Annotated in this window: 21 protein-coding genes; 13 read left to right on the top strand and 8 right to left on the bottom strand. The window is 46.2% G+C overall.

Annotation, left to right across the window (positions count from 1 at the left end; all coding sequences use genetic code 11):
• Positions 1-225: 225 nt before the first annotated feature.
• Genes NIES208_RS01875 through NIES208_RS01860 form a run of 4 tightly spaced genes read left to right on the top strand, consistent with a single transcriptional unit; the run spans position 226 to position 3609 of the window.
• Complete coding sequence (locus NIES208_RS01875) at positions 226-1089, top strand: phosphate ABC transporter substrate-binding protein (protein WP_075889133.1); 864 nt, start codon at positions 226-228, stop codon at positions 1087-1089.
• Positions 1046-1933, top strand: a complete 888-nt coding sequence (gene pstC / locus NIES208_RS01870) for a phosphate ABC transporter permease subunit PstC (protein WP_075889131.1) — start codon at positions 1046-1048, stop codon at positions 1931-1933. Before NIES208_RS01875 ends, pstC begins: the two co-directional genes overlap by 44 nt.
• The gene (pstA, locus tag NIES208_RS01865; protein ID WP_075889129.1) at positions 1926-2771 is read left to right on the top strand and encodes a phosphate ABC transporter permease PstA; all 846 of its coding nucleotides are present in this window, start codon (positions 1926-1928) and stop codon (positions 2769-2771) included. The genes pstC and pstA overlap by 8 nt, the downstream gene beginning before the upstream one ends.
• A 34-nt stretch (positions 2772-2805) precedes the next feature.
• Positions 2806-3609: a phosphate ABC transporter ATP-binding protein gene (locus NIES208_RS01860; RefSeq protein ID WP_075889127.1), complete on the top strand. Its 804-nt coding sequence runs from the start codon at positions 2806-2808 to the stop codon at positions 3607-3609.
• A gap of 812 nt (positions 3610-4421) precedes the next feature.
• Here NIES208_RS01860 and NIES208_RS01850 read toward each other — a convergent pair.
• A complete protein-coding gene (locus tag NIES208_RS01850; protein ID WP_075889123.1) occupies positions 4422-4664 on the bottom strand; it encodes a hypothetical protein in 243 nt (80 codons plus the stop codon).
• A gap of 372 nt (positions 4665-5036) precedes the next feature.
• Here NIES208_RS01850 and NIES208_RS01845 point away from each other — a divergent pair, with 372 nt between their 5' ends.
• The 3 genes from NIES208_RS01845 (at position 5037) to NIES208_RS01835 (ending at position 7737) form a co-directional block, all read left to right on the top strand.
• The gene (locus tag NIES208_RS01845; RefSeq protein ID WP_084176500.1) at positions 5037-5813 is read left to right on the top strand and encodes a DUF6920 family protein; all 777 of its coding nucleotides are present in this window, start codon (positions 5037-5039) and stop codon (positions 5811-5813) included.
• A gap of 89 nt (positions 5814-5902) precedes the next feature.
• On the top strand, positions 5903-6847 hold the full coding sequence (locus NIES208_RS01840; RefSeq protein ID WP_075889181.1) for a M23 family metallopeptidase: 945 nt from the start codon (positions 5903-5905) through the stop codon (positions 6845-6847).
• 53 nt (positions 6848-6900) lie between these two features.
• Positions 6901-7737, top strand: a complete 837-nt coding sequence (locus NIES208_RS01835) for a CPBP family intramembrane glutamic endopeptidase (RefSeq protein WP_075889119.1) — start codon at positions 6901-6903, stop codon at positions 7735-7737.
• On the opposite strand, the gene NIES208_RS01830 is transcribed toward NIES208_RS01835, so the two are convergent.
• The 4 genes from NIES208_RS01830 to fabI all read right to left on the bottom strand — a co-directional run bounded on the left by NIES208_RS01830 (position 7734) and on the right by fabI (position 11047).
• Positions 7734-8306, bottom strand: coding sequence for a hypothetical protein (locus tag NIES208_RS01830; protein WP_075889118.1), 573 nt, complete (start codon positions 8304-8306; stop codon positions 7734-7736). The two genes, NIES208_RS01835 and NIES208_RS01830, sit on opposite strands and share 4 nt — an antisense overlap.
• A 99-nt stretch (positions 8307-8405) precedes the next feature.
• Positions 8406-8897 (bottom strand): hypothetical protein, encoded by a 492-nt coding sequence (locus tag NIES208_RS18455; RefSeq protein WP_139324961.1) that lies wholly within the window; start codon positions 8895-8897, stop codon positions 8406-8408.
• 360 nt (positions 8898-9257) lie between these two features.
• On the bottom strand, positions 9258-10136 hold the full coding sequence (gene rsmH / locus NIES208_RS01820; RefSeq protein ID WP_075889114.1) for a 16S rRNA (cytosine(1402)-N(4))-methyltransferase RsmH: 879 nt from the start codon (positions 10134-10136) through the stop codon (positions 9258-9260).
• Between the two features lie 134 nt (positions 10137-10270).
• Complete coding sequence (fabI, locus tag NIES208_RS01815; RefSeq protein WP_075889112.1) at positions 10271-11047, bottom strand: enoyl-ACP reductase FabI; 777 nt, start codon at positions 11045-11047, stop codon at positions 10271-10273.
• A 273-nt stretch (positions 11048-11320) separates the two neighbouring features.
• Here fabI and ntcA point away from each other — a divergent pair, with 273 nt between their 5' ends.
• The 3 genes from ntcA to NIES208_RS01800 all read left to right on the top strand — a co-directional run bounded on the left by ntcA (position 11321) and on the right by NIES208_RS01800 (position 14041).
• Positions 11321-12049 (top strand): global nitrogen regulator NtcA, encoded by a 729-nt coding sequence (ntcA, locus tag NIES208_RS01810; RefSeq protein WP_225875225.1) that lies wholly within the window; start codon positions 11321-11323, stop codon positions 12047-12049.
• A 57-nt stretch (positions 12050-12106) separates the two neighbouring features.
• Positions 12107-13477 (top strand): DUF3084 domain-containing protein, encoded by a 1371-nt coding sequence (locus tag NIES208_RS01805; protein WP_075889110.1) that lies wholly within the window; start codon positions 12107-12109, stop codon positions 13475-13477.
• Positions 13478-13615: 138 nt separating this feature from the next.
• Positions 13616-14041 carry a pre-16S rRNA-processing nuclease YqgF gene (locus NIES208_RS01800; protein WP_075889108.1) on the top strand — a complete coding sequence of 142 codons (426 nt, stop codon included), beginning with the start codon at positions 13616-13618 and terminating at the stop codon, positions 14039-14041.
• Between the two features lie 93 nt (positions 14042-14134).
• Here the strand turns inward: NIES208_RS01800 and NIES208_RS01795 are convergent, their stop codons facing one another.
• The 3 genes from NIES208_RS01795 to ndhC are packed head-to-tail and all read right to left on the bottom strand — an operon-like array spanning position 14135 to position 15742.
• Positions 14135-14656 (bottom strand): NAD(P)H-quinone oxidoreductase subunit J, encoded by a 522-nt coding sequence (locus tag NIES208_RS01795; protein WP_075889106.1) that lies wholly within the window; start codon positions 14654-14656, stop codon positions 14135-14137.
• A 1-nt stretch (position 14657) separates the two neighbouring features.
• Positions 14658-15389 carry a photosynthetic/respiratory NAD(P)H-quinone oxidoreductase subunit K gene (ndhK, locus tag NIES208_RS01790; protein ID WP_075889104.1) on the bottom strand — a complete coding sequence of 244 codons (732 nt, stop codon included), beginning with the start codon at positions 15387-15389 and terminating at the stop codon, positions 14658-14660.
• Entirely contained in the window at positions 15380-15742 is a 363-nt protein-coding gene (gene ndhC / locus NIES208_RS01785) for a photosynthetic/respiratory NAD(P)H-quinone oxidoreductase subunit C (RefSeq protein ID WP_075889102.1), read from the bottom strand. Before ndhC ends, ndhK begins: the two co-directional genes overlap by 10 nt.
• A gap of 223 nt (positions 15743-15965) precedes the next feature.
• Between ndhC and NIES208_RS01780 the strand changes: the two genes are divergently transcribed.
• The 3 genes from NIES208_RS01780 (at position 15966) to NIES208_RS01770 (ending at position 19687) form a co-directional block, all read left to right on the top strand.
• Positions 15966-17411, top strand: coding sequence for an ABC transporter substrate-binding protein (locus NIES208_RS01780; RefSeq protein WP_139324960.1), 1446 nt, complete (start codon positions 15966-15968; stop codon positions 17409-17411).
• A gap of 103 nt (positions 17412-17514) precedes the next feature.
• Complete coding sequence (locus NIES208_RS01775; protein ID WP_075889098.1) at positions 17515-17913, top strand: hypothetical protein; 399 nt, start codon at positions 17515-17517, stop codon at positions 17911-17913.
• Positions 17903-19687: an ABC transporter substrate-binding protein gene (locus NIES208_RS01770; RefSeq protein ID WP_075889096.1), complete on the top strand. Its 1785-nt coding sequence runs from the start codon at positions 17903-17905 to the stop codon at positions 19685-19687. Before NIES208_RS01775 ends, NIES208_RS01770 begins: the two co-directional genes overlap by 11 nt.

Below are 19687 nucleotides of genomic sequence, written 5' to 3'. Positions count from 1 at the left end.
GCAAGGAAGATAATTGTTCGACAGATAGAGGCTAATTAAAGGGCGATCGCCTCGTTTTTCACTAAAAACATCGATATTTTTTGATGTTATCGAGTTTTATTGATTTAATACTTATTTCAATCAAAAAAGCTCTGATTTTTTAAGTTTTTAGAGAAGTCTCATTAAGTTTTCAGGATTAACTGTGATGATAAAGAGTGAGTTGACGCAAATTTGGAAAATGTTGCTATGGCATGCTTTTGGAAAACAGTATTGGTGACGGGTTTGAGCCTCAGTTTTGTGGCTTGTGGGCAGTCTAGAACTACAGAACAAACAAAATTAGTGTTGACGGGATCAAGTACTGTTGCGCCCCTTGTTAATGAATTGGGGAAAAAGTTTGAAGCGGCGAATCCCGGTATTCGGGTGGATGTGCAAACGGGTGGTTCTTCTCGTGGGTTTTCTGATGCGACGGTGGGGTTAAATGATTTGGGGATGGTTTCCCGTGATCTAAAACCTGAGGAAAAAACTGAGTTTCAGGATTGGGCGATCGCCAAGGATGGGTTAGCGATGATCGTCCATGCGGATAATCCCATTGATGCTTTAAACAATGAAGAAGTCGCGGCGATTTTCCTTGATGGGGAAAATAATTGGCAGGGCTTAGGTGGTAATGATGGAAAAATTACGGTGGTGAATAAAGCGGAAGGGCGATCAACACTAGAGTTATTTTTAGACCATTTCGAGCTGGATAATGGTTCCATTCAAGCGGATGTGGTGATTGGCGACAATCAACAGGGCATTAAAACGGTGGCGGGCAATCCTAATGCCATTGGCTATGTATCCATCGGTGCGGCGGAACAGGAAATTGCAGCGGGAACACCCATTAAACTTTTGGCCATGGATGGCGTTGTTGCCTCCACAGAAAATGTGCAAAATGGCAGTTTTCCCCTCGCTCGTACGTTAAATTTGGTGAGCCAAGACCAACCCTCCGAATTAGCCCAAGACTTTATCGAATTTGCGCGATCGCCCCAAGCCTATGACGTGGTTAAAGCCCAAAGTCTCGTCCCCCTCGATGTCCACACGGCTCAATCTCAAACGAAACAACCGCAATCTTAATAGCGACAAAATTCTGCTGTGGGTGTTGCGCGTCACGGGATTGATTTCAGGGATTTTAGTTTTTTTAATTCTGCTGTTTTTACTGCGAGAATCTTTGCCCATTTTGCAAAGTTATGGATGGACGGTTTTTGTCAGTGACGAAAGATGGCAACCGACTACGGGTCAGTTCAATATTCTACCGATGATTTTGGGGACGCTCTGGACGACGGTGGGGGCGATCGCCGTTGCCTTGCCGTTAGGGATTTTGTCAGCAGTTTTTTGTCAATTTTACGCGCCGAAATTTCTTGCAAATCTCTACCGTCGCCTGTTGGAATTACTCGCCGGAATCCCGTCGGTGGTCTACGGCTTTTGGGGATTGGTGGTGCTCGTGCCGCTGATTAATCAGGTGCGATCGCCGGGAACCAGTCTTTTAGCAGGCATTGTAATTTTGGCGTTAATGATTTTGCCGACAGTAGCGCTGATTGCTGATGCAAGCCTAGGGAAAGTGCCGACCAGCTATCTCCGGGGCGCAAAGGCTCTCGGTATTTCGCGGCGGGGCATGATTTGGGGGGTGGCGATTCCTGCCGCAAAATCAGGTTTAGTGACGGCCGGGATTTTAGCAACAGGGCGAGCTTTGGGGGAAACAATGGCAGTGCTGATGGTCTGTGGCAATGTAGTGAATATACCTACCAGTGTTTTCGATCCGGTGCGAACCCTCACGGCGAATATTGCCCTCGAAATGGCCTATGCCCTTGATGACCACCGGGCGGCTTTGTTTGTCAGTGGTTTGTGTTTGATGGCTGTGGTTATGTCCCTGATTTTGGTGGCGGATTGGGTGGTAATGGAGGAAAAAAATCATGGTTAATCTGCGGTGGGGCGATCGCCTATTTTCTTTTTTAATCTGGTTAATCCCGCTAGGAATTACAAGCCTTTTTCTCTGGATTATTGGGGATATTTTTTGGCATGGCCTAGGACAACTTAACTGGCAATTTGTCACTGCTGCCCCCATTGATTCTGGTCGAGATGGAGGCATTGCGCCAATCCTCATTTCGACTGTGTATATTTTGCTGATTTGTATGGGTGTGTCGTTGCCGTTAGGAGTTGGTACAGCAATGCTTTTGGCAGAATTTAGCGATGCCGACTCAAACTTTGGCCGATTAATTCGACGCAGTTTAGATATTCTGGCCGGAGTGCCATCTATCGTGTTTGGGCTGTTTGGTAATGCGTTATTTGTGAAAATGTTGGGGTTCGGTTTTTCAATTTTGGCGGGCGGCTTGACCCTTGCCTGCATGGTATTACCCCTCCTAATTCGCTCGACAGAGGAAGGTTTGCGCGCCGTACCCCGTTCCTATCGTCTGAGTGCTGCATCCCTCGGCATTTCCCAAGTAAAAACGCTATGGTATTTAGTTTTACCCGCTGCGACTCCCGGTTTAATTGTGGGATTTACCCTTGGTCTCGGTCGGGCGATCGCCGAAACTGCTGCGTTAATTTTCACCAGTGGCTATGTGGATCGCATGCCCACATCATGGCTCGATTCAGGTCGCAGTTTGTCGATTCATATTTACGATTTGGCGATGAATATTTCCAATGGCAATGGGAACGCCTACGGCACAGCAACTATCTTGATTTTGCTACTTTTACTGATTAACGGCGGCACTAGTTTGCTGGGTAACTACTGGATGCGCCGCCACCTCAAATTTTAAAAACACTAAAAACTTGCTCAAAAAAAAATTATCGATGACCACTCTCCAGCCGCCGTCAAAACTTGCTCATCGTCCTGTGTCCATGCGAACGGAGCGACTTAGCCTACAATATGGTGAAAAAATAGCGTTTCAAGATATTTCTCTAGAAATTCCTGCCCAAAAAATTACGGCGATCGTCGGGCCGTCGGGGTCAGGAAAAAGTAGCTTTTTGACCTGTCTAAATCGTCTGTGTGACTTAACGGCTCAATGCTCTATTTCAGGCAAAGCTTTCCTTGCCGGACAAAATATTTTTGACCCAAAGCTCGATGTCATTGCGTTGCGTCGTCGGGTGGGCATGCTCTTCCAGCAACCGAATCCCTTTCCCTTTTCAATTTATAAAAACCTCGCCTTTCCACTGCGCGAACATGGCTACAAACAGCGTACTGACATTGACCACTGCATCGAATCTAGCCTCAAAGCTGTGGGACTGTGGGATGAGGTGAAAGACTGCCTTAAACGCAGTGCGTTGCGATTATCCGGTGGGCAACAACAGCGGCTGTGTTTAGCCCGTACCCTTGCCCTCAAACCAGAAGTGATTTTAATGGATGAACCTTGCAGTGCCCTCGATCCGATTTCGACTCAAGTGATTGAAGATTTGATTCGGGAATTAGGCGATCGCCACACCATTGTGATCGTCACCCACAACCTTGCCCAAGCCAAACGCATTGCCCACCAAACGGCACTTTTCTGGACTCAGGATCATTGTGGCAAACTGATCGAAGTCAGCCCCACAGCGGAATTTTTTGAACAACCCAAGGATCCACTAACCCAAGCCTATATCCGTGGTTTGCAAGGTTAGATGTTCCTGCCCAAAAGTTTAGAAACTTTGCCATAAACAGCACAAATAAAATCACGCCCATCATCAAAGTAAACTGCGGAATAATCTTCAAAACAGTCAGCACACCCGCGGCGATCGCCAGCATTCAAAACAGCAACTTGTCCCAAAGCCACATACCCACTGCAACATTTGGCAAAATAAACTCAATATCTTTTTTAGAGATATTTTTAGACATAAAAATATGGATTTCCCCCAGCTTAAAAAACAACCTACTAACATCAATATTTTTGCGCTTAAAATAATCAGTTAATTTAAACCAAATAAGCAAGACAGCCCGTTCGTAAATATCAATATATTTGCTGATTTCTCTAAAAATTTTTTTGGATTTAACCCCCTGAAAAAATATCCCCCTGACAATAAAAAATCACCTCAACAAACTCATAAAAATTCACATCTATTTTGAAAGAAATTAAAAACTCTATGGCAAAGGCTTCCTAAAGTATGGCTTTCGAAAAGAAGAACAATTTGCCTGCTCCAGAAGCTGACCGCATTTTTGAATAAAAGCCTCAGCCGTTTTCGCCTCACCATCACCATAGTCAACATTCTCCGGGTCAAAGGATAAACATTGAATCTTTAGAATCTCAGTATTACGATGATATTTGAAGTGATAAAAGAGTGATAAACTTTAGCAAAATCCCCGAAAAGTTTGTCCATCTTAGCTTGCTGCTTCTAGTTCTTCGTCGCAAGCGTCTAAAAAGATATGGCAGGGAGAGGAAATCAAAGATTCGAGCGCGATCGTCGTTGGATGACTATCTGCATTGAGCGCCCTCACTCTACCACTTCAGGACGGCCGCATCGACTCCCTCTTCACGACGGGTTTTACTATCCTGCTCAAACCACGCAATAATCTGCGCATATTCTAATTCTCCCATGGCACAATCATAGTCTTTAGCAATAATTGTGAGCAGACGGTGGGAGGAAATAGTGAGACGAGCTAAGAATTTTTCAGGGCTTGATAATAATGCGGCATCAACGCTAAGGGATTCGTCTTCGGTTAAAAATTGAGGCTGGTTCATTATTTTGAGACAAGCTTGATTGACTTTATAATATTTAAGAAATTATACCAAGAAATAAGTTTTGATCTACAAAAACCCAAGAAGATTATTTTTTGGGGATAGAATGAAAGTGAAGCAGTAAAGATTAAATGATTAAACTGTAGTTGGATATTTCTCCACCAAGAGAATGAGATTATTTCGTGTTGGTTTCTATTGCTTGAATATACTGGGATGAGTTGACTCTCTCTTTGGAGGTATTCTGAAGATTTTTTGAGTTGTTTTGGCTGGATTTCTAAGAGAATTGTGTGAGTAGAGCTAAGTTGATAAAACATTAGGACGGATTAATCAAAGGTTTAGAAATATCCTTAACTGGAGGTCTCTAAGGCTGAAATGATGGCTAATACTAAACTGGTTTCAATGGAGGATTTATGGCGATCGCCACTTATTCATGATCGCCCCTTTGACCCTGACTTTTTAACTAACCTCCCACCCGTTGCCAAACGCTATCTTGAAACTGCCATCAGCCCCCAGCTGCGCAATACTATCGCTGACAAACCACTAGCCTCTGCGGTCAGATTATGGATGCATGGTGAAATCAAGTTAGGGCAACAATGGCATCCCTTTAAAGGGGAAGAAGTGATCCATTGGCAGCGGGGTATGGTTTGGCGAGCTACCACTTGGATGAAAGGTTTGCCCATTTGGGGAGCGGATCGATTGGTGGACGGTGTGGGTAGTATGCAATGGAAAATGTTGGGGTTATTTCCCGTAATGCAAGCATCGGGTCAGGATGTTAGCCGTTCTGGGGTTGGGCGAGTGCAAGGCGAAGCGGTGTGGCTGCCCTCTGTGCTCTGTCAGCCGGAAATAGGATGGCTCGATTTGGATGAATCTACCGCCCAGGCTAACTTTACAATTTTTGGGGAGCCAGCCCATCTTGTCCTTAGTGTGAATCATGTTGGTCTGCTGGAAAGTGTGAAATTAGCACGGTGGGGAAATCCGGCCGGGGATACTTATGGGTATGTGAATTTTGGCGGCATTGTTGAAAAAAACGAGACTTTTTCGGGCTACACCATTCCCACTCGTCTCCGCATCGGTTGGTTTTTCGGCGGCGATCGCTTTGCGTCAGAAGGGGAATTTTTCCGTTGCACTATTGACAATGCCATCTACCGTTAAAGCGTGAATTGGGGCAGGATTCTCAAGGTTGGGGCGATGATCGTTTAGAAAAATTTTGAGTGGTAACTCTTGGATTTAATGGGGGTTTTATGATCACTGGTCTAATGCTGACACAAGTTTTATTACCTTTGGTGCTCATTGTCTGGATGGCGATCGCCCCCCTTCGTAATGTGATGGGTTTTTGGCTACAGGCTGCCGTTACAGCCACTGTTTTGTGGGCGATCGCCAATATGGGTCTGTGGATCTTGCCGCCTTGGTGGACACCATATCTCTATGGATTGCTGTTTATCATTGCCCTAGGGATTGGGTGGCGATGGCATAAACCGACGCAAAAAATGCCATCAAATTGGCTGGGATGGGTTCTCGTGACAAGCTTGGTTGCTTTCGGCGTATTTGCGGGGAATGAAGCCGTAAGCAGTTGGCTGGGACAATTTCCACCGTCATTGCCCTCTGTCAACCTTAGTTTCCCGTTGCGCGGAGGAGATTATCTAATTCTCAATGGTGGCAGCGACATTCGGATTAATGCCCATCTCAAAACCATGGATGAATCTGTGCCGCGTTTTCGTGCCTATCGAGGCAATGGCTATGCAGTGGATATTGTCCAAATTGATCGATTTGGCTGGCGAGCCACTGGAATTTTGCCTCGTGATCTGTCGGCTTACAAGATTTATGGTCAGCCCGTGCTAGCCCCCTGTGATGGTCAAATTATTCAGGCGGTTGATCATCTGCCAGATATGCAAATCCCTGAAGTCGATAGGGAAAATCTCGCGGGAAATCATGTCATTTTGCGCTGCGATGATATCGATATTTTATTGGCTCATTTTCGACCACAAAGTCTTGCTGTTCAGGCTGGGGTGAATGTGAAAGTCGGCGATCGCCTTGCTGAAGTGGGCAACTCTGGGGCAAGTAATGAACCCCACTTGCATATCCATGCCCAGCGACCCGGTTTAGCCAATACCCCATTCTCTGGCGATCCTTTACCCATGAGCTTTGACGGGCGTTTTTTGGTGCGCGGCGATCGCCTCATTAAATAATCTCTGAGACAGTTTTAACCCTTTCGTTGTCACAAATTCGATGGGAACTTTTCATGAATATTCGCCCCTCAAATGCTGACCAACAATATCAGATTCCTTTCGTCTCCCTCGTGCCGTTTTTGCTGATGACCTTCGGCTTAACATGGGGGCTATTCGCGCTGTTTATCTTTTTTTCTGAACCGATAACTGAGATTTTTGGTGCAGTGAGCGGTCAACACCCCCTATTTATCTTGGCCGTCTGGGCTCCGGCGATCGCCACGTTTATCCTCGTCACCTTTCACAGCGGACGAGAAGGCTTGCAACGTTATTTGTCTCGATTGTTCCTCTGGCGCTGCTCCCCATCTTGGTATCTCTTTCTAATTTTCGGCGTTCCACTACTATTTTTTGGCGGCTCTGCATTAAAAGGTGATCTTTTCGCCACAGCATTGCCCTTTGACTCATTTCAGTCACTGATCCTCGCTTTAGTTATGACGATAATTACTGGCCCAGTTGAGGAATTTGGCTGGCGAGGACTGGCTTTACCTTTGTTACAACGCAAGTTCGCGCCCATAGGAGCAGCATTAATTTTGGGAATAATCTGGGGATTCTGGCATCTGCCTGCATTCCTGTTGAGCGGTACACCCCAAAGTGCTTGGTCCTTTACGCCCTTTTTAGCGGGTTCTATTGCCCTGAGCGTGATTGTCACGCCATTATTTAACACCTCACGCGGCAGTATTTTGCTCCCTGCCATTTTTCATTTCCAGTGCAACAACCCGATCTGGCCCGACGCTCAACCCTATGACATATTTATTTTTATTGTTGCGGCGATTGTGATTGTCTGGCTCAAGCGCAAAACAATGTTTAGAAAAACGAGGGCAGTGACAACTGTTATCCCCATCTCCACCAGTTAGGGGAGATATTGCAAGGACTCTGAAATGGCGATCGCCTGATCTACAGAAACGTTTTCACAACCAGCAAGACTGTCATAAACGCCAGCACCCACAAAACGATAATAGCCATTACCACGACCAACCCAGTCGCCAAGAAATGTGCTGCTTTCCGAGCTACCGTAATAACCCGCTTCAATCGTGCCGCGTCCGAAGACTGACGAAGCAAAGCTGTAGGACGCATTCCCTAACGCTAAGCCACCAACACCATCATTTGTGCCTTCAATGGCAAAGCAAGTTTTCACCAAAGAATTATCGTAATAGCCATCATAAATAAGGCGATAGGTTGTACCACCCCAGTCGCCAAACTCCAGCTCAATTTCTCTTAAGAAAAACTCATCAGGAACTGCGGTCGAGACGGCCACCGGTACATCCAGCCCCTGCAAAGCTTTGACACCACCCATGGGAATCTTTGCCATATTTGCCACATACATGACGTTGGGGTTTGTATCGTCGGCGATCGCCTCTGGGGAGACTGCACCGGTAACTAGACAGCTTACTAAAAGACCAAACGCGAATTTATGCTGTGCCATGAAATTTGTTCTGCCAAAATTGTTGCTACTTTGAATTTAGAACAAAACAATCGGCGATCGCTCCGGGAAAATACCGAAATAGTCCCCTCGAAAATTTCACTAAAATTCTGCCGCATCAATGGGATACAAAGTCGCCTGCGTCGGGACGGTTTCTTGCACAAGGCCTGCCGCTTCCAGCATCTTTAGCTCTAGAGCCCCATTTGCCAGCGTCAGCTCAGCCTTACCAAGTGCAGCACCACTTTGATCAAAAATCTCCACAGTACCTTGCTCCCCAGTAAACTCTCCTGCAATAGAGAACGATGGTGACTGATCCTCACCCGCTTGGTTAAAACTCTGCAATTCACCAGATAGTTTCGTGCCGTCTGACTTTAAGATAATATCCACCAAATATTGCGCCGTCACATCTTTCTCCGACGACCAAAAGCCTGCAAAACCGTCTGAGCTAATGGGTGTTGTTTCTAGGGTTGGTGGGGAATCTGATGAGGTATTTGGTGCAGGCACTTCGACGGTTGGAGTCGAGCTAGAGGGCGACTCTTTTGGTGGAAAAACTTTATCCCAATTAACGTCAGTTATGGATAAGAATGTAGCCAAAATTCTTTAGAGAAGAGGAGACACGGAGAGGGAAAGACACGGGGAAGCAACGAAAATTTGCATTGTTTGAAAGCTAGTAGGATTGTTGGCATAGAAACATCTCCCGATCTCTCGCTCTCCCATTCGCCGCGTCGTACTTCCGAGCATGCTTAAGCAAAACTCACGTCAATTAGCAAACAATGAAGCGCCTAATGTGCCGACCACCGTAATTGAGGCCACAATAATCGCTGTTTGAGAATTGGTTTTATCTGCGCCCATCGTTTACCGTCCGCCAATTTAAAGCAGTCTAAAAATTTTTGATTATTGCATTATTGTCTGTAATTTTACTGGGGCAACAATAGTTTTTTTTTTCTGCTATGTCTACGTTTCTACCGTTATGTCTTTGGCCTCTGCAAATCGTAATTTTGCTGAGCGGGCGCGGGGATTTCTGTTGATTTCCGCTGCCGTCGCCACAATGGGTTTTTTTGTGACCACTCGCAATAAATCATGTCCCCGAAAGGTATTTTTAACAATGCGGTCTTCGAGGCTGTGAAAACTAATAATACCGATTTTGCCGCCGGGGTTCAGCCATTGAGGCGTTTTGTCTAGTAAACCTTTTAATGCCTCTAGTTCACCATTGACTGCAATGCGTAGTGCTTGAAAAACTTTAGTTGCCGGATGTAGTCGACCCTTACGAGCCTTGGGGTGATAGGTATAAAAAACAATATTTTCTAATTCTTTTGTGGTGTGAATCGGTCTTTGATCAACAATTTTTTTCGCAATTTTCCGCGCTAAACGCTCTTCACCATATTCATAAAAAATGTCCGCCAAATCTTTTTCGCCATAACGGTTGACGATATCTGCTGCCGACAGATTTTGCCGCTGATCCATGCGCATATCCAACGGTGCATCCATCCGAAAACTGAAGCCGCGATCGCCTTGATCAAATTGCGCCGAACTCACCCCTAGATCTGCAATGATCCCGTCAAACTTTTGACCAAAAGGCTCGAATTCTGCAAAATTACTCCGCACAATCTTGAGGCGATCGCCAAATCCCTTTAACCGCACCGAAGCCGCTTCAATAGCCATCGCATCCCGATCCACCGCTGTCACTCTACAGGTCGGCGATCGTTGCAAAATCAGTTCCGTATGACCACCACCACCCAGCGTCACATCCAGATAATGCCCATCATCACGAATATCCAGCCCATCAACTAGCTCCTCCCGCAATACCGAAATGTGAACAAACTCTTCTGGCATATCTTTACCTAACGAAAAATAAAGTCCCCCTAGTCATCCTAGAGGAACCCAAAAAAAACTGATATCTGGTCACTGATAACTGGTCACTGATAACTGGTCACTGATATCTGGTCACTGATAACTGACACCTGACCCTACATACCCATAATTTCGTAACCAGAATCCACATAAATAATCTGACCCGTGATGCCACTAGACAAATCACTACAAAGGAATGCCGCCGTATTGCCCACTTCCGTTTGAGTCACCGTCCGTCGCAAAGGCGCAGTCGCCTCCACATGGTGAATCATATCCAGAATGCCCCCCACCGCCGAAGAAGCCAACGTCCGAATCGGGCCAGCAGAAATACCATTGACGCGAATATTACTAGGGCCTAGATCCGCCGCAAGGTAACGAACACTCATTTCCAGCGCAGACTTCGCCACACCCATCACGTTGTAATTAGGAATCACTTTGACACCACCAAGATAAGTCATGGTGACGATCGCCCCCCCATCCGTCATGACTTCCTTTGCACCACGAGCCAAACGCGTAAGAGAATAGGAACTAATATCAAGAGCCGTCTGGAAACCAGCCCGGGAAGTATCACTAAACTCACCCGTTAAATCTTCACGGTGGGCAAAAGCCAAACAGTGGATGAGGATATCGAGCTTACCCCAATCTTGTTTGACCGCTTCAAACACTTGATCCACCTGCTCATCGTCCTGAACATTACAAGGCAGAAATAGCGTGGGATTAAGGGGCTCAACCAGTTTGCCGACTTTTTTCTCAAAACGACCTTTATCGTCGGGTAAATAAGTTACGCCAATGTTTGCGCCTGCCGCGTGGAGCTGTTGCGCAATGCCCCAAGCAATAGATTTATTATTTGCAATCCCTGTGACAAGGGCGTTTTTTCCAGTTAGATCAAGCATAAAGGTTCCCAAGTTTCTTAAAAATTCGGTCGAGCTAGAGCGAGTCCCATTACACCAATAGACCCCCTAGCCATTCGCTACTTTACGGCAAAACAGTGCAAAATCTTCAGAATCACAAGAGACATTGCCCTGAAAACCATAATTAATTTGAAGCAAAAATTACAAAGTACTATACCAGAGTAAGATTTAGTTAAGAGAATTCATCGTCATACTAAAGTCCCCACCAGTAAGTGTATTTTCCCGAATGGGGGATATCCTTCCAGATGTGAGTCTATGATCTATAACTCTGATACTGCCCAAAGCGATTTTTATCCGAATCAAGTCCCTGAATTACCCGTGAATCAAATTACTGATCTGGCTGCTGCTTTCCGACAATTCCACAGTGGCCCATTTCCTCCCGTTGTTGAAAATTATGATCGCGGTAAAACGATTTTTTTTCCTGGTGACCCGGCTGAGCGGGTTTATTTTTTATTAAAAGGTGCGGTGCGTCTCTCCCGGGTGTATGAAGCTGGGGAAGAGATTACGGTGGCGTTGCTCCGGGAAAATAGTGTGTTTGGTGTGTTGTCCCTGTTAACGGGTCAAAAGTCGGATCGTTTTTATCACGCAGTGGCCTTTACGCCTGTGGAGCTTTTGTCTGCGCCGATTGAACAGGTACAAAAGGCGTTACAGGAGCATCCTGAATTGTCGATGTTGATGCTGCGGGGACTGTCTTCGCGGATTTTACAAACGGAGATGATGATTGAGACTTTAGCGCACCGGGACATGGGATCGCGTTTGGTGAGTTTTCTGTTAATTCTCTGTCGCGATTTTGGGGTGCCGACGGAAGAGGGGATCCGTGTGGATCTGAAGCTCTCTCACCAAGCGATCGCCGAAGCGATCGGGTCAACGCGGGTAACGGTGACGAGATTACTCGGAGAACTGCGCGAAAAAAACATGATTTCGATTTATAAGAAAAAAATTACAGTGCATGACCCAGTAAATCTGAGCCAACAGTTCGCTTAACGCTACAGTAATAACGTTACGGTTGTATTTGTGGTGTGAGACAATTTGTGTCATTAAATGACTAGTGCTTTTGTACTGATATTTTCGGTCTTGATACTAGGCGGTATCCTTGCGGCTTTGGGCGATCGCCTTGGTAGCAAAGTGGGTAAGGCTCGCTTAAGCCTGTTCAATTTACGCCCCAAACAAACTGCCGTAGTGGTCACGGTAATGACGGGTACAGTGATTGCTGCTAGTACATTAGGGTTACTATTTGGTCTTAGTAAGTCCCTACGCCAAGGGGTCTTTCAGTTGGACAAAATTTTGGCGCAACGTCGCCAAGAACTGGAGGAGATTACTGATGCGAAGCAACAAATCGAGGCAGAACTAGACTTAGCCCGCCAAGATCAATTGGCGGCTCAAACTGAGCTAGAGGGTATCGAAGCAAAGTTTGCCACGGCCCAGTCCCAGCTCACTACTTTCCGGGATCAAGCCGCTCTTCTAGAGGAAGAGATTGAAGCGCTTGCGGCAGAGCAACGGGATTTAAAGACACAGCGGGATCAGCTTGCGACCCAAAGTGAAATGTTACAGACTAAGGTGAGTGAGCAAAACGAGATTATTGAAGCGCGTTCTAGCCAAATCGCCTCCCTCGAATCCCAGCGCCAAGGGCTACAAAATGAAATTAATAGTCGCGATCAGACCATTGCCAGCCTTGACCAGGCGATCGCCGACAAAGACCAAATTTTACAAAATGTCGAGTCCCAGATCTTCCGATTACAAGAACAAATCGATATTTTAGAAGCCAGCTACATCAATTTTCGCAGCGGTAATGTTGCCCTCACAACGGGTCAAGTATTAGCCTTTGGTGTCGTACGAATTTTAGACCGTGACGTGGTCAATCAAGCCGTAGATGAACTACTACGGGAAGCAAACCGCAATGCCATTTTGGCCACAAGGGGTCGTAATCCTGACTTTGATGAGCGAGTGGTACAAATCACCAACACACAGGTTCAAAATCTCGCTGACGAAATTGAAGATGGACGTGACTACGTCGTACGCTTGTTAGCTGCCGGTAATTATCTACAGGGAGAAAGTCAGGTGCAAGTCTTTGCTGATGCGGTCTTGCGAGAAGACGTTTTTGATGCCGGTGAGGTGATTGCGGCCATTTCACTAGAAAACCTCAGCATCCAAAACCCCACAGCCGCCCGTCAACCCATTGATTTTCTTTTAGGGGCGGCGCAGTTCCAAGCGCGTCAAGCCGGTATTCTGGGTGATATCCAAGTGAGAGACGGTGATCTTAGCCATATTATTGCCTTTGCCGATGCTATTAATGAGTCCCTTGAACCAGTCACTGAAATTCGGGCGATCGCCATGGAAGACACCGATAACGCCGGCCCCTTAAAACTCGAACTTGTAGCTCTAAGCAATGGTAAAGTCGTATTTAGACGCTAAGTTGATAAATAACAGCAATATGCAGAAGAATCTGCCCTTACAGCCATGCTAAATCTGTATCCATAGAAATAACCATTGCTGAACATTGTGATTTGGGGTGCTGATCACAGTTGAAGATAACTCAAGAGACTAGCTGCTATGACCATATATTTAGGATTTGACCCCGGACGCGATAAATGTGGTGTTGCAGTAATGGACGATGCCACAAACCTGTTTTACCACGAAGTCATTCTTGCCGATGCTGTCCTAGAAACGGTGGAATCTCTCCGTAAAACCTATGATTTTTCATTACTAATTATGGGAAATCAAACAACAGCACAGCAATGGCAGCAGCGCTTACAAACCGAAATTTCTCCACCATTGGCGATCGCCCTTGTGAACGAGCGCAACAGTACCCTAGAAGCCCGGGAGAGATATTGGGAGATGTTCCCGCCGAGCTTTAGACAAAAACTACTACCCAAAGGTATGCGATTACCCCCACGTCCCATCGACGACATTGTCGCAATTCTGCTCATTGAACGCTACCTTGAATCCCTGCAAAGTCCCAATATAACCAAACTCTAAAGCCAACATTGAAAAAAACGTTCAAGAAAAAACACCCCCATCACAGAGGTGCTTTGCAAAATTCCAAAAACTAACAAGCGCCGAGATTAGACCCTAATATGCATCCTGGAGCTCATAAAATTCCGGCGAAACATAATCCTTGCGCAACGGCCAACCAATCCAATCTTCCGGCATCAAAATACGCTTCAGATTAGGGTGACCCTCATAAACAATGCCAAACATGTCATAGCATTCCCGCTCTTGCCAATCAGCAGCCTTCCAAATCCAGTAAACAGAAGGTAAAACCGGATTTTCACGGGGCAAAAATACCTTGATGCGAACTTCTTCCGGGTCAGTCATATCATCACTAACCTTGGTCAAATGGTAAAAACTGACAAGCTCCTTACCCGGACCAATATCATAGGCACCTTGGCATTGAAGATAATTAAAACCAAAGGCATATAGCGCAGTACAAAGGGGAATAAGCAGCTCCGCATCCACTTTGATGATTTCAACACCACTATGATCCGGCTCTAAAGAATCATGGGCAAAGCCATTTTCTGACAAAAGTTGAGAAACAGCACCAGCTTCGACGATCGCCGTTTCTTCAGTATTTGTCTGTTGCTCTTCTGTCATGCTAGGCCTCCTCTTTTTGCTTTGATGTCAATAATGCCGGGGGTACTGGCATGCCCATGGCTTCTGTTAATTCGGCAGGGGGGTTATTCCAAGTATCTTGTCCCAAATAATTGCCCGTTAAAATCGGCTCAACGACCTTCATATTATGGGTTGTGCTGTAGTAGCGGTGGGTTTGTTCCGTTAAAACAGAACGCTCTTGAATGGTCTCGTTAGAAACCTTTTTGCGGAGCTTCACGATCGCATCAATAATCGCCTCCGGGCGAGGTGGGCAACCGGGAATGTATAGATCAACGGGAATGAGCTTGTCAACACCACGTACAGCTGTGGTGGAGTCACTACTGAACATACCGCCAGTAATCGTACAAGCCCCCATAGCAATCACGTATTTAGGCTCAGGCATTTCTTCGTAAAGACGTACAAGTGCCGGTGCCATTTTCATCGTGACTGTCCCTGCCACAATAATCAGGTCTGCCTGACGGGGACTCGAACGGGGTACTAAACCAAAACGGTCGAAGTCAAAGCGGGAGCCGAGGAGAGCTGCAAATTCGATAAAACAGCAGGCTGTTCCATATAGTAGGGGCCATAGGCTAGAAAGTCTTGCCCAGTTGTAGAGGTCGTCAACTGTGGTGAGAATGACGTTTTCGGATAAGTCTTGGGTGATCTGCGATCGCCCCATGGGATTGAGTAGCTTATCCGCTTGTTGTTGTTCAAAAGCAGGGGAATTCATGACCATTCTAAGGCTCCTTTTCTCCAGGCGTACACAAGGGCAATGACAAGAATTGCGATAAAGATGAGTGCTTCAACAAAAGCTAAAAGGCCGAGCTGGTTAAAGGCAACAGCCCAGGGATATAGGAAGACTGTTTCCACATCAAAAACCACAAAAACTAGGGCAAACATGTAATAGCGGATATTAAATTGAATCCAGGCACCACCAATGGGCTCCATGCCGGATTCGTAGGTAGTTTTGCGCTCAGGGCCGCCACCTCGCGGTCGTAGGAGCTTGGAAGCGGTGAGGGCAAGGACAGGGACTAGGCTACTGACGAGTAGAAAGCCCAGAAAGTATTCATAGCCGGAGAGGATAAACACAGATCGGGTAATACCTCGTAGTTGTGACTTGGAATTTTACGTTCTTTTTAGTATAAGACTTCTCTTGGCGCAGTTATAGGTATCTGCACTCAAAAATTGGCCAAAATAGGTGGGTTTCTGGCAATTTTTTTGTTTTTTTCAATTAGATCTTCTTGTTTTACTGTTAAGGAAAGCAAAAGTTTGGCAAATTATTCGCGTATTGTGCCGCAATTTGAGGTGGGAAATGGCGCTTAAAGGCTCGAAATTTGATTGGCGGCTAGGGGGACTATTCGGTGTTGCTCTGTCGGTTGTTGGGGCAATCGGACTGTTTGGTCGGCCTGATCTCTCTGGGATTTTATGGCGATCGCCGGAAGCGGAGTCTGTTGTTTACTTTGATCGTCCTGCAAGGGTGAGCGAAGGAGAACAATTAATTTTGGCAAATTACCATAGTCCTTTGAAGGATGCGGGTATTGTGGCCTATCGCGAGGGAAACTATAGCGAAGCGGAAAGGTTGTTTCAGGATTCTTTATCTGTTGAGCGTGATCCCGAAGCGTTAATTTACTTGAATAATGCGCGGGTGAGGCAGGAGGACAAATATTTAACGGTTGCTGTAACTGTGAATCTTGCTGATGATCTAGAAGTCGGTGTCGCTAAGGAAATCTTAAAAGGTGTTGCTCAGGCTCAGAAGGAATTTATCGAACAGGGGAATAATCTCAAGGTTGTCATTGGTGATGATGATTCTAATGTTGAATCGGCGATCGCCCTAGCGAATAAATTTGTCGCCTCGTCTGAAATTTTAGGCGTGATCGGTCATTACAGTAGCGCCCTGAGTTTTGAAGCGGGTCAGATTTATCAAGATGCGGGTCTTGTGATGATTACCCATACAGCTGCAGCACCTGATTTGACGAATATCGGTGATTTTATTTTTCGAACAGGGCCGAATAACCTGTACTTTGGGGAGGCGATTGTTGACCATGTTGTCAATGAATTTCAGGTTGGGAAACTAGGGGTGTTCTATAGCAGTAAAAGTCCCTACAGTAGCTCGTTGCAAAGGGTTGTTGTCAATAAATTAGGGCAGCATGATGGCACTGATGTTGTGGTGATTGATGCTGATCGCCCAGGGTTTGATGTGGACGAGGACTTTAGTATCTTGGCAGCAGAAAATGTTGGGGCGATCGCCCTTCTCTTGGATCGATATACCACGCCCCATTCTGTCGCAATCATCGAAAAAAATAACCGTGCCCTACCAATAATTTCCGGTGATGATGCGATTGATAACGATTGGCAAACCTCTGCTGAAGCTGAGGCCAGTCTGGGCTTAGTTGCGCCGGTTCCTTGGCATGCTTTAACCAATCCCTCGGCTTTATTCCCGGTGGATTCGCGGGATCTCTGGATTGAAAACGTCAGCTGGCGTACCGCGATGGCCTATGATGCGACCCGGGCTTTATTAAAGGGACTGCAAGAAGCGGCGGAGTATGAACGTCATGCTGTGCAAGCTGTTTTAGCTGATCCTGATTTCGTGACCCAAGGGGCTGCTGATGAAATTATTTTTTCGGACAATGGCGATCGCCAACACTCTTTAAAAATTGTCAAAGTCGTGAGGGATGAGCGTTCTGAAAAAGGCTTTGATTTTGTTCCCCTTGATGTAGATAGCGATGTTGCAGCTGAGTTCCTCGAAGGCCAAAACTAGCGTGAAACCGGATGCAAATCTAAGGAATCATCGCTGTGAGGATGCCGAAAGCCACGACAATCGATACAATCTTTAAACGATTCTATTGTTGTTGTCTCAACCTATGCTTAGCGAGTTTTTACAGTTTCAGATTCCCTTTGACCCCAGTACCGTCGCGGGAATTTGCCTATGGGCATTTGCGCTGTATATCGGCATTGCCCCCTTGCGTGAAGGCATTACGGATGGGCTAGAACGCTGGATGAATTGGGCAGAGCGATCGCTGTATTTTTCGGTAGAGGAATACAACAAAGATAAAGAAATTCGTGAGTTAAAAAGTGCCTTTTCCGCATCTCTCCTCAGTATTGTGCCGTTTTTGGTGCTCGGTATTCTATTTAATTGGATCGTAGAATTATCCTTAGGCCATAGCTGGGCCATTAGTTTGGGTGTCATGGCCTGTGCCGGCTGTGGTGTATTTGAGTTAGGTCGCCTCGATGGGGAACAGCGATACGAAGATGAAGAGTAGTTTTTTACGGCGTATCAAAACTCTACGGTGGTGGGGCATAGTAATGGCGATCGCCCTGATGGTGGCATTGCCCTCGGTATTGACAGCTTGTAGTGGTCAACTTTTGAGTGCAGGCTCTGATAATCAGATTGTCGTGAGCATTCTCAGCGATCCGAAAACCTTTAATCCGGCCCTATCCACCGAGTCGCCTAATGTTTTTAGTTTGACCTTTGAAGGACTGCTAGATCAAAATCCCGAAACGGGAGAATTTGAACCCCATCTTGCTGAGTCGTGGGAATTTTCTGAAGATAAATTAAACCTCACCTTTACGCTGCGGGAAAATCTAAAATGGTCTGATGGCGAACCCCTCACCGCTGATGATGTGGTGTTTACGTTTAACGATATTTACCTCAACGACAAAATTCCCACCAGTTCCCGCGATATTCTCCGCATCGGTGTTGAAGGGACTTTACCGACTGTCGCTAAGGTGGGCGATCGCCAAGTGCGCTTTACCCTGTCCGAGCCCTTTGCGCCGATATTAAGTAGTATCGGACTACCAATCTTACCGGAACATGCCCTAAGGGAATCCATTGAAACCTCAGACAGTGGAGGTAATCCCCTGTTTATCAACACTTGGGGGATTAGCACACCGTTGAATGAACTAGTCGTCAATGGTCGCTATCAGATTGACAGTTACGGCGTTGGTCAAAGGGTTATTTTTAAAGCGAACCCCCACTACTGGGATGCACCAAAACCCAATGTCGAAAAAGTAGTCTGGCAAATTGTGCCAAATACAGACACCACATTGCTACAGTTTCGTTCCGGTGATCTTGATGTCACCAGCGTCAGTCCCGAATATTTTTCTCTGCTTAAAAGAGAAGAAGAACGCGGCAACTTCACCATTTACAATGGCGGCCCTAGCTACGGCACAAGTTTTATTGCCTTTAATCTCAATACCGGTAAACGGGATGGCAAACCGCTAGTCGAACCCTACAAGTCTGTCTGGTTCAATAATGTCAATTTCCGCCAAGCTGTCGCCTACGCACTCGACCGCGATCGCATGGTCAACAACATTTATCGGGGCTTGGGTGTGCCGCAGGATTCTGGCGTATCGATCCAGTCACCTTTTTTTAATGAAAATATTGAAGGCTATGGTTACGATCCTGAAAAAGCCCGGTCATTGCTAGAGGCTGAAGGTTTTTATTACGATGATCAAGGCAAGCTGTTTGATATCAATAACAATGAGGTGCGCTTTAATCTCATCACTAACGCGGGTAATAAGATCCGTGAATCGATGGCCACACAGATCGAGCAGGATTTGGAGGCGATCGGCATGGAGGTGGACTACACTCCGATTGGCTTTAATATCCTTGTGGATAAACTGACAAACTCCCTTGATTGGGAATGTCATCTCCTCGGCCTAACTGGCGGTAATGAACCCAATAGTGGGGCGAATGTCTGGGCTATAGATGGCAATTTACACATGTTTAATCAAAATGCTCGTCCCGGCACAACGCCTCTTACTGATCGTCAGGTCAGTGATTGGGAACAGGAGATTGCGGATCTCTATGTCAAGGCTGCCCAGGAGCTGGAATTTGAGAAACGTAAGGAAATTTATGACCGTACCCAAGAAATTGGTTCTGAGTATTTGCCTTTTATTTATCTTGTAAATAATTTTTCCCTCGCGGCTGTCCGCAACAAAATTCAAGGGGTACAACACTCTGCCCTTGGCGGCCCGCTTTGGAATATTGAAGAGTTGACTTTAACTGCTACTGATACTGACTTTAAGGAGTAA

Origin of the sequence: [Limnothrix rosea] IAM M-220 (genome assembly GCF_001904615.1) — a bacterium.
Lineage (GTDB): Bacteria > Cyanobacteriota > Cyanobacteriia > Cyanobacteriales > MRBY01 > MRBY01.
The sequence above is the reverse complement of the archived record's forward strand: the minus strand, read 5'-3'. Positions and strand labels throughout refer to the sequence as shown.

Excerpts from the sequence above, each read along its gene's own strand:
- pstA (WP_075889129.1), top strand. The coding sequence starts at position 1,926 with ATGGTTAATCTGCGGTGGGGCGATCGCCTATTTTCTTTTTTAATCTGG.
- NIES208_RS01875 (WP_075889133.1), top strand. The coding sequence starts at position 226 with ATGGCATGCTTTTGGAAAACAGTATTGGTGACGGGTTTGAGCCTCAGT.
- NIES208_RS01800 (WP_075889108.1), top strand. The coding sequence starts at position 13,616 with ATGACCATATATTTAGGATTTGACCCCGGACGCGATAAATGTGGTGTT.
- NIES208_RS01775 (WP_075889098.1), top strand. The coding sequence starts at position 17,515 with ATGCTTAGCGAGTTTTTACAGTTTCAGATTCCCTTTGACCCCAGTACC.
- NIES208_RS01835 (WP_075889119.1), top strand. The coding sequence starts at position 6,901 with ATGAATATTCGCCCCTCAAATGCTGACCAACAATATCAGATTCCTTTC.
- NIES208_RS01780 (WP_139324960.1), top strand. The coding sequence starts at position 15,966 with ATGGCGCTTAAAGGCTCGAAATTTGATTGGCGGCTAGGGGGACTATTC.
- NIES208_RS01850 (WP_075889123.1), bottom strand. The coding sequence starts at position 4,664 with ATGAACCAGCCTCAATTTTTAACCGAAGACGAATCCCTTAGCGTTGAT.
- ndhK (WP_075889104.1), bottom strand. The coding sequence starts at position 15,389 with ATGGTCATGAATTCCCCTGCTTTTGAACAACAACAAGCGGATAAGCTA.
- NIES208_RS01805 (WP_075889110.1), top strand. The coding sequence starts at position 12,107 with ATGACTAGTGCTTTTGTACTGATATTTTCGGTCTTGATACTAGGCGGT.
- NIES208_RS01795 (WP_075889106.1), bottom strand. The coding sequence starts at position 14,656 with ATGACAGAAGAGCAACAGACAAATACTGAAGAAACGGCGATCGTCGAA.
- rsmH (WP_075889114.1), bottom strand. The coding sequence starts at position 10,136 with ATGCCAGAAGAGTTTGTTCACATTTCGGTATTGCGGGAGGAGCTAGTT.
- NIES208_RS01860 (WP_075889127.1), top strand. The coding sequence starts at position 2,806 with ATGACCACTCTCCAGCCGCCGTCAAAACTTGCTCATCGTCCTGTGTCC.
- ntcA (WP_225875225.1), top strand. The coding sequence starts at position 11,321 with ATGATCTATAACTCTGATACTGCCCAAAGCGATTTTTATCCGAATCAA.
- pstC (WP_075889131.1), top strand. The coding sequence starts at position 1,046 with ATGTCCACACGGCTCAATCTCAAACGAAACAACCGCAATCTTAATAGC.
- NIES208_RS01770 (WP_075889096.1), top strand. The coding sequence starts at position 17,903 with ATGAAGAGTAGTTTTTTACGGCGTATCAAAACTCTACGGTGGTGGGGC.
- NIES208_RS01845 (WP_084176500.1), top strand. The coding sequence starts at position 5,037 with ATGGCTAATACTAAACTGGTTTCAATGGAGGATTTATGGCGATCGCCA.
- NIES208_RS01830 (WP_075889118.1), bottom strand. The coding sequence starts at position 8,306 with ATGGCACAGCATAAATTCGCGTTTGGTCTTTTAGTAAGCTGTCTAGTT.
- fabI (WP_075889112.1), bottom strand. The coding sequence starts at position 11,047 with ATGCTTGATCTAACTGGAAAAAACGCCCTTGTCACAGGGATTGCAAAT.
- NIES208_RS01840 (WP_075889181.1), top strand. The coding sequence starts at position 5,903 with ATGATCACTGGTCTAATGCTGACACAAGTTTTATTACCTTTGGTGCTC.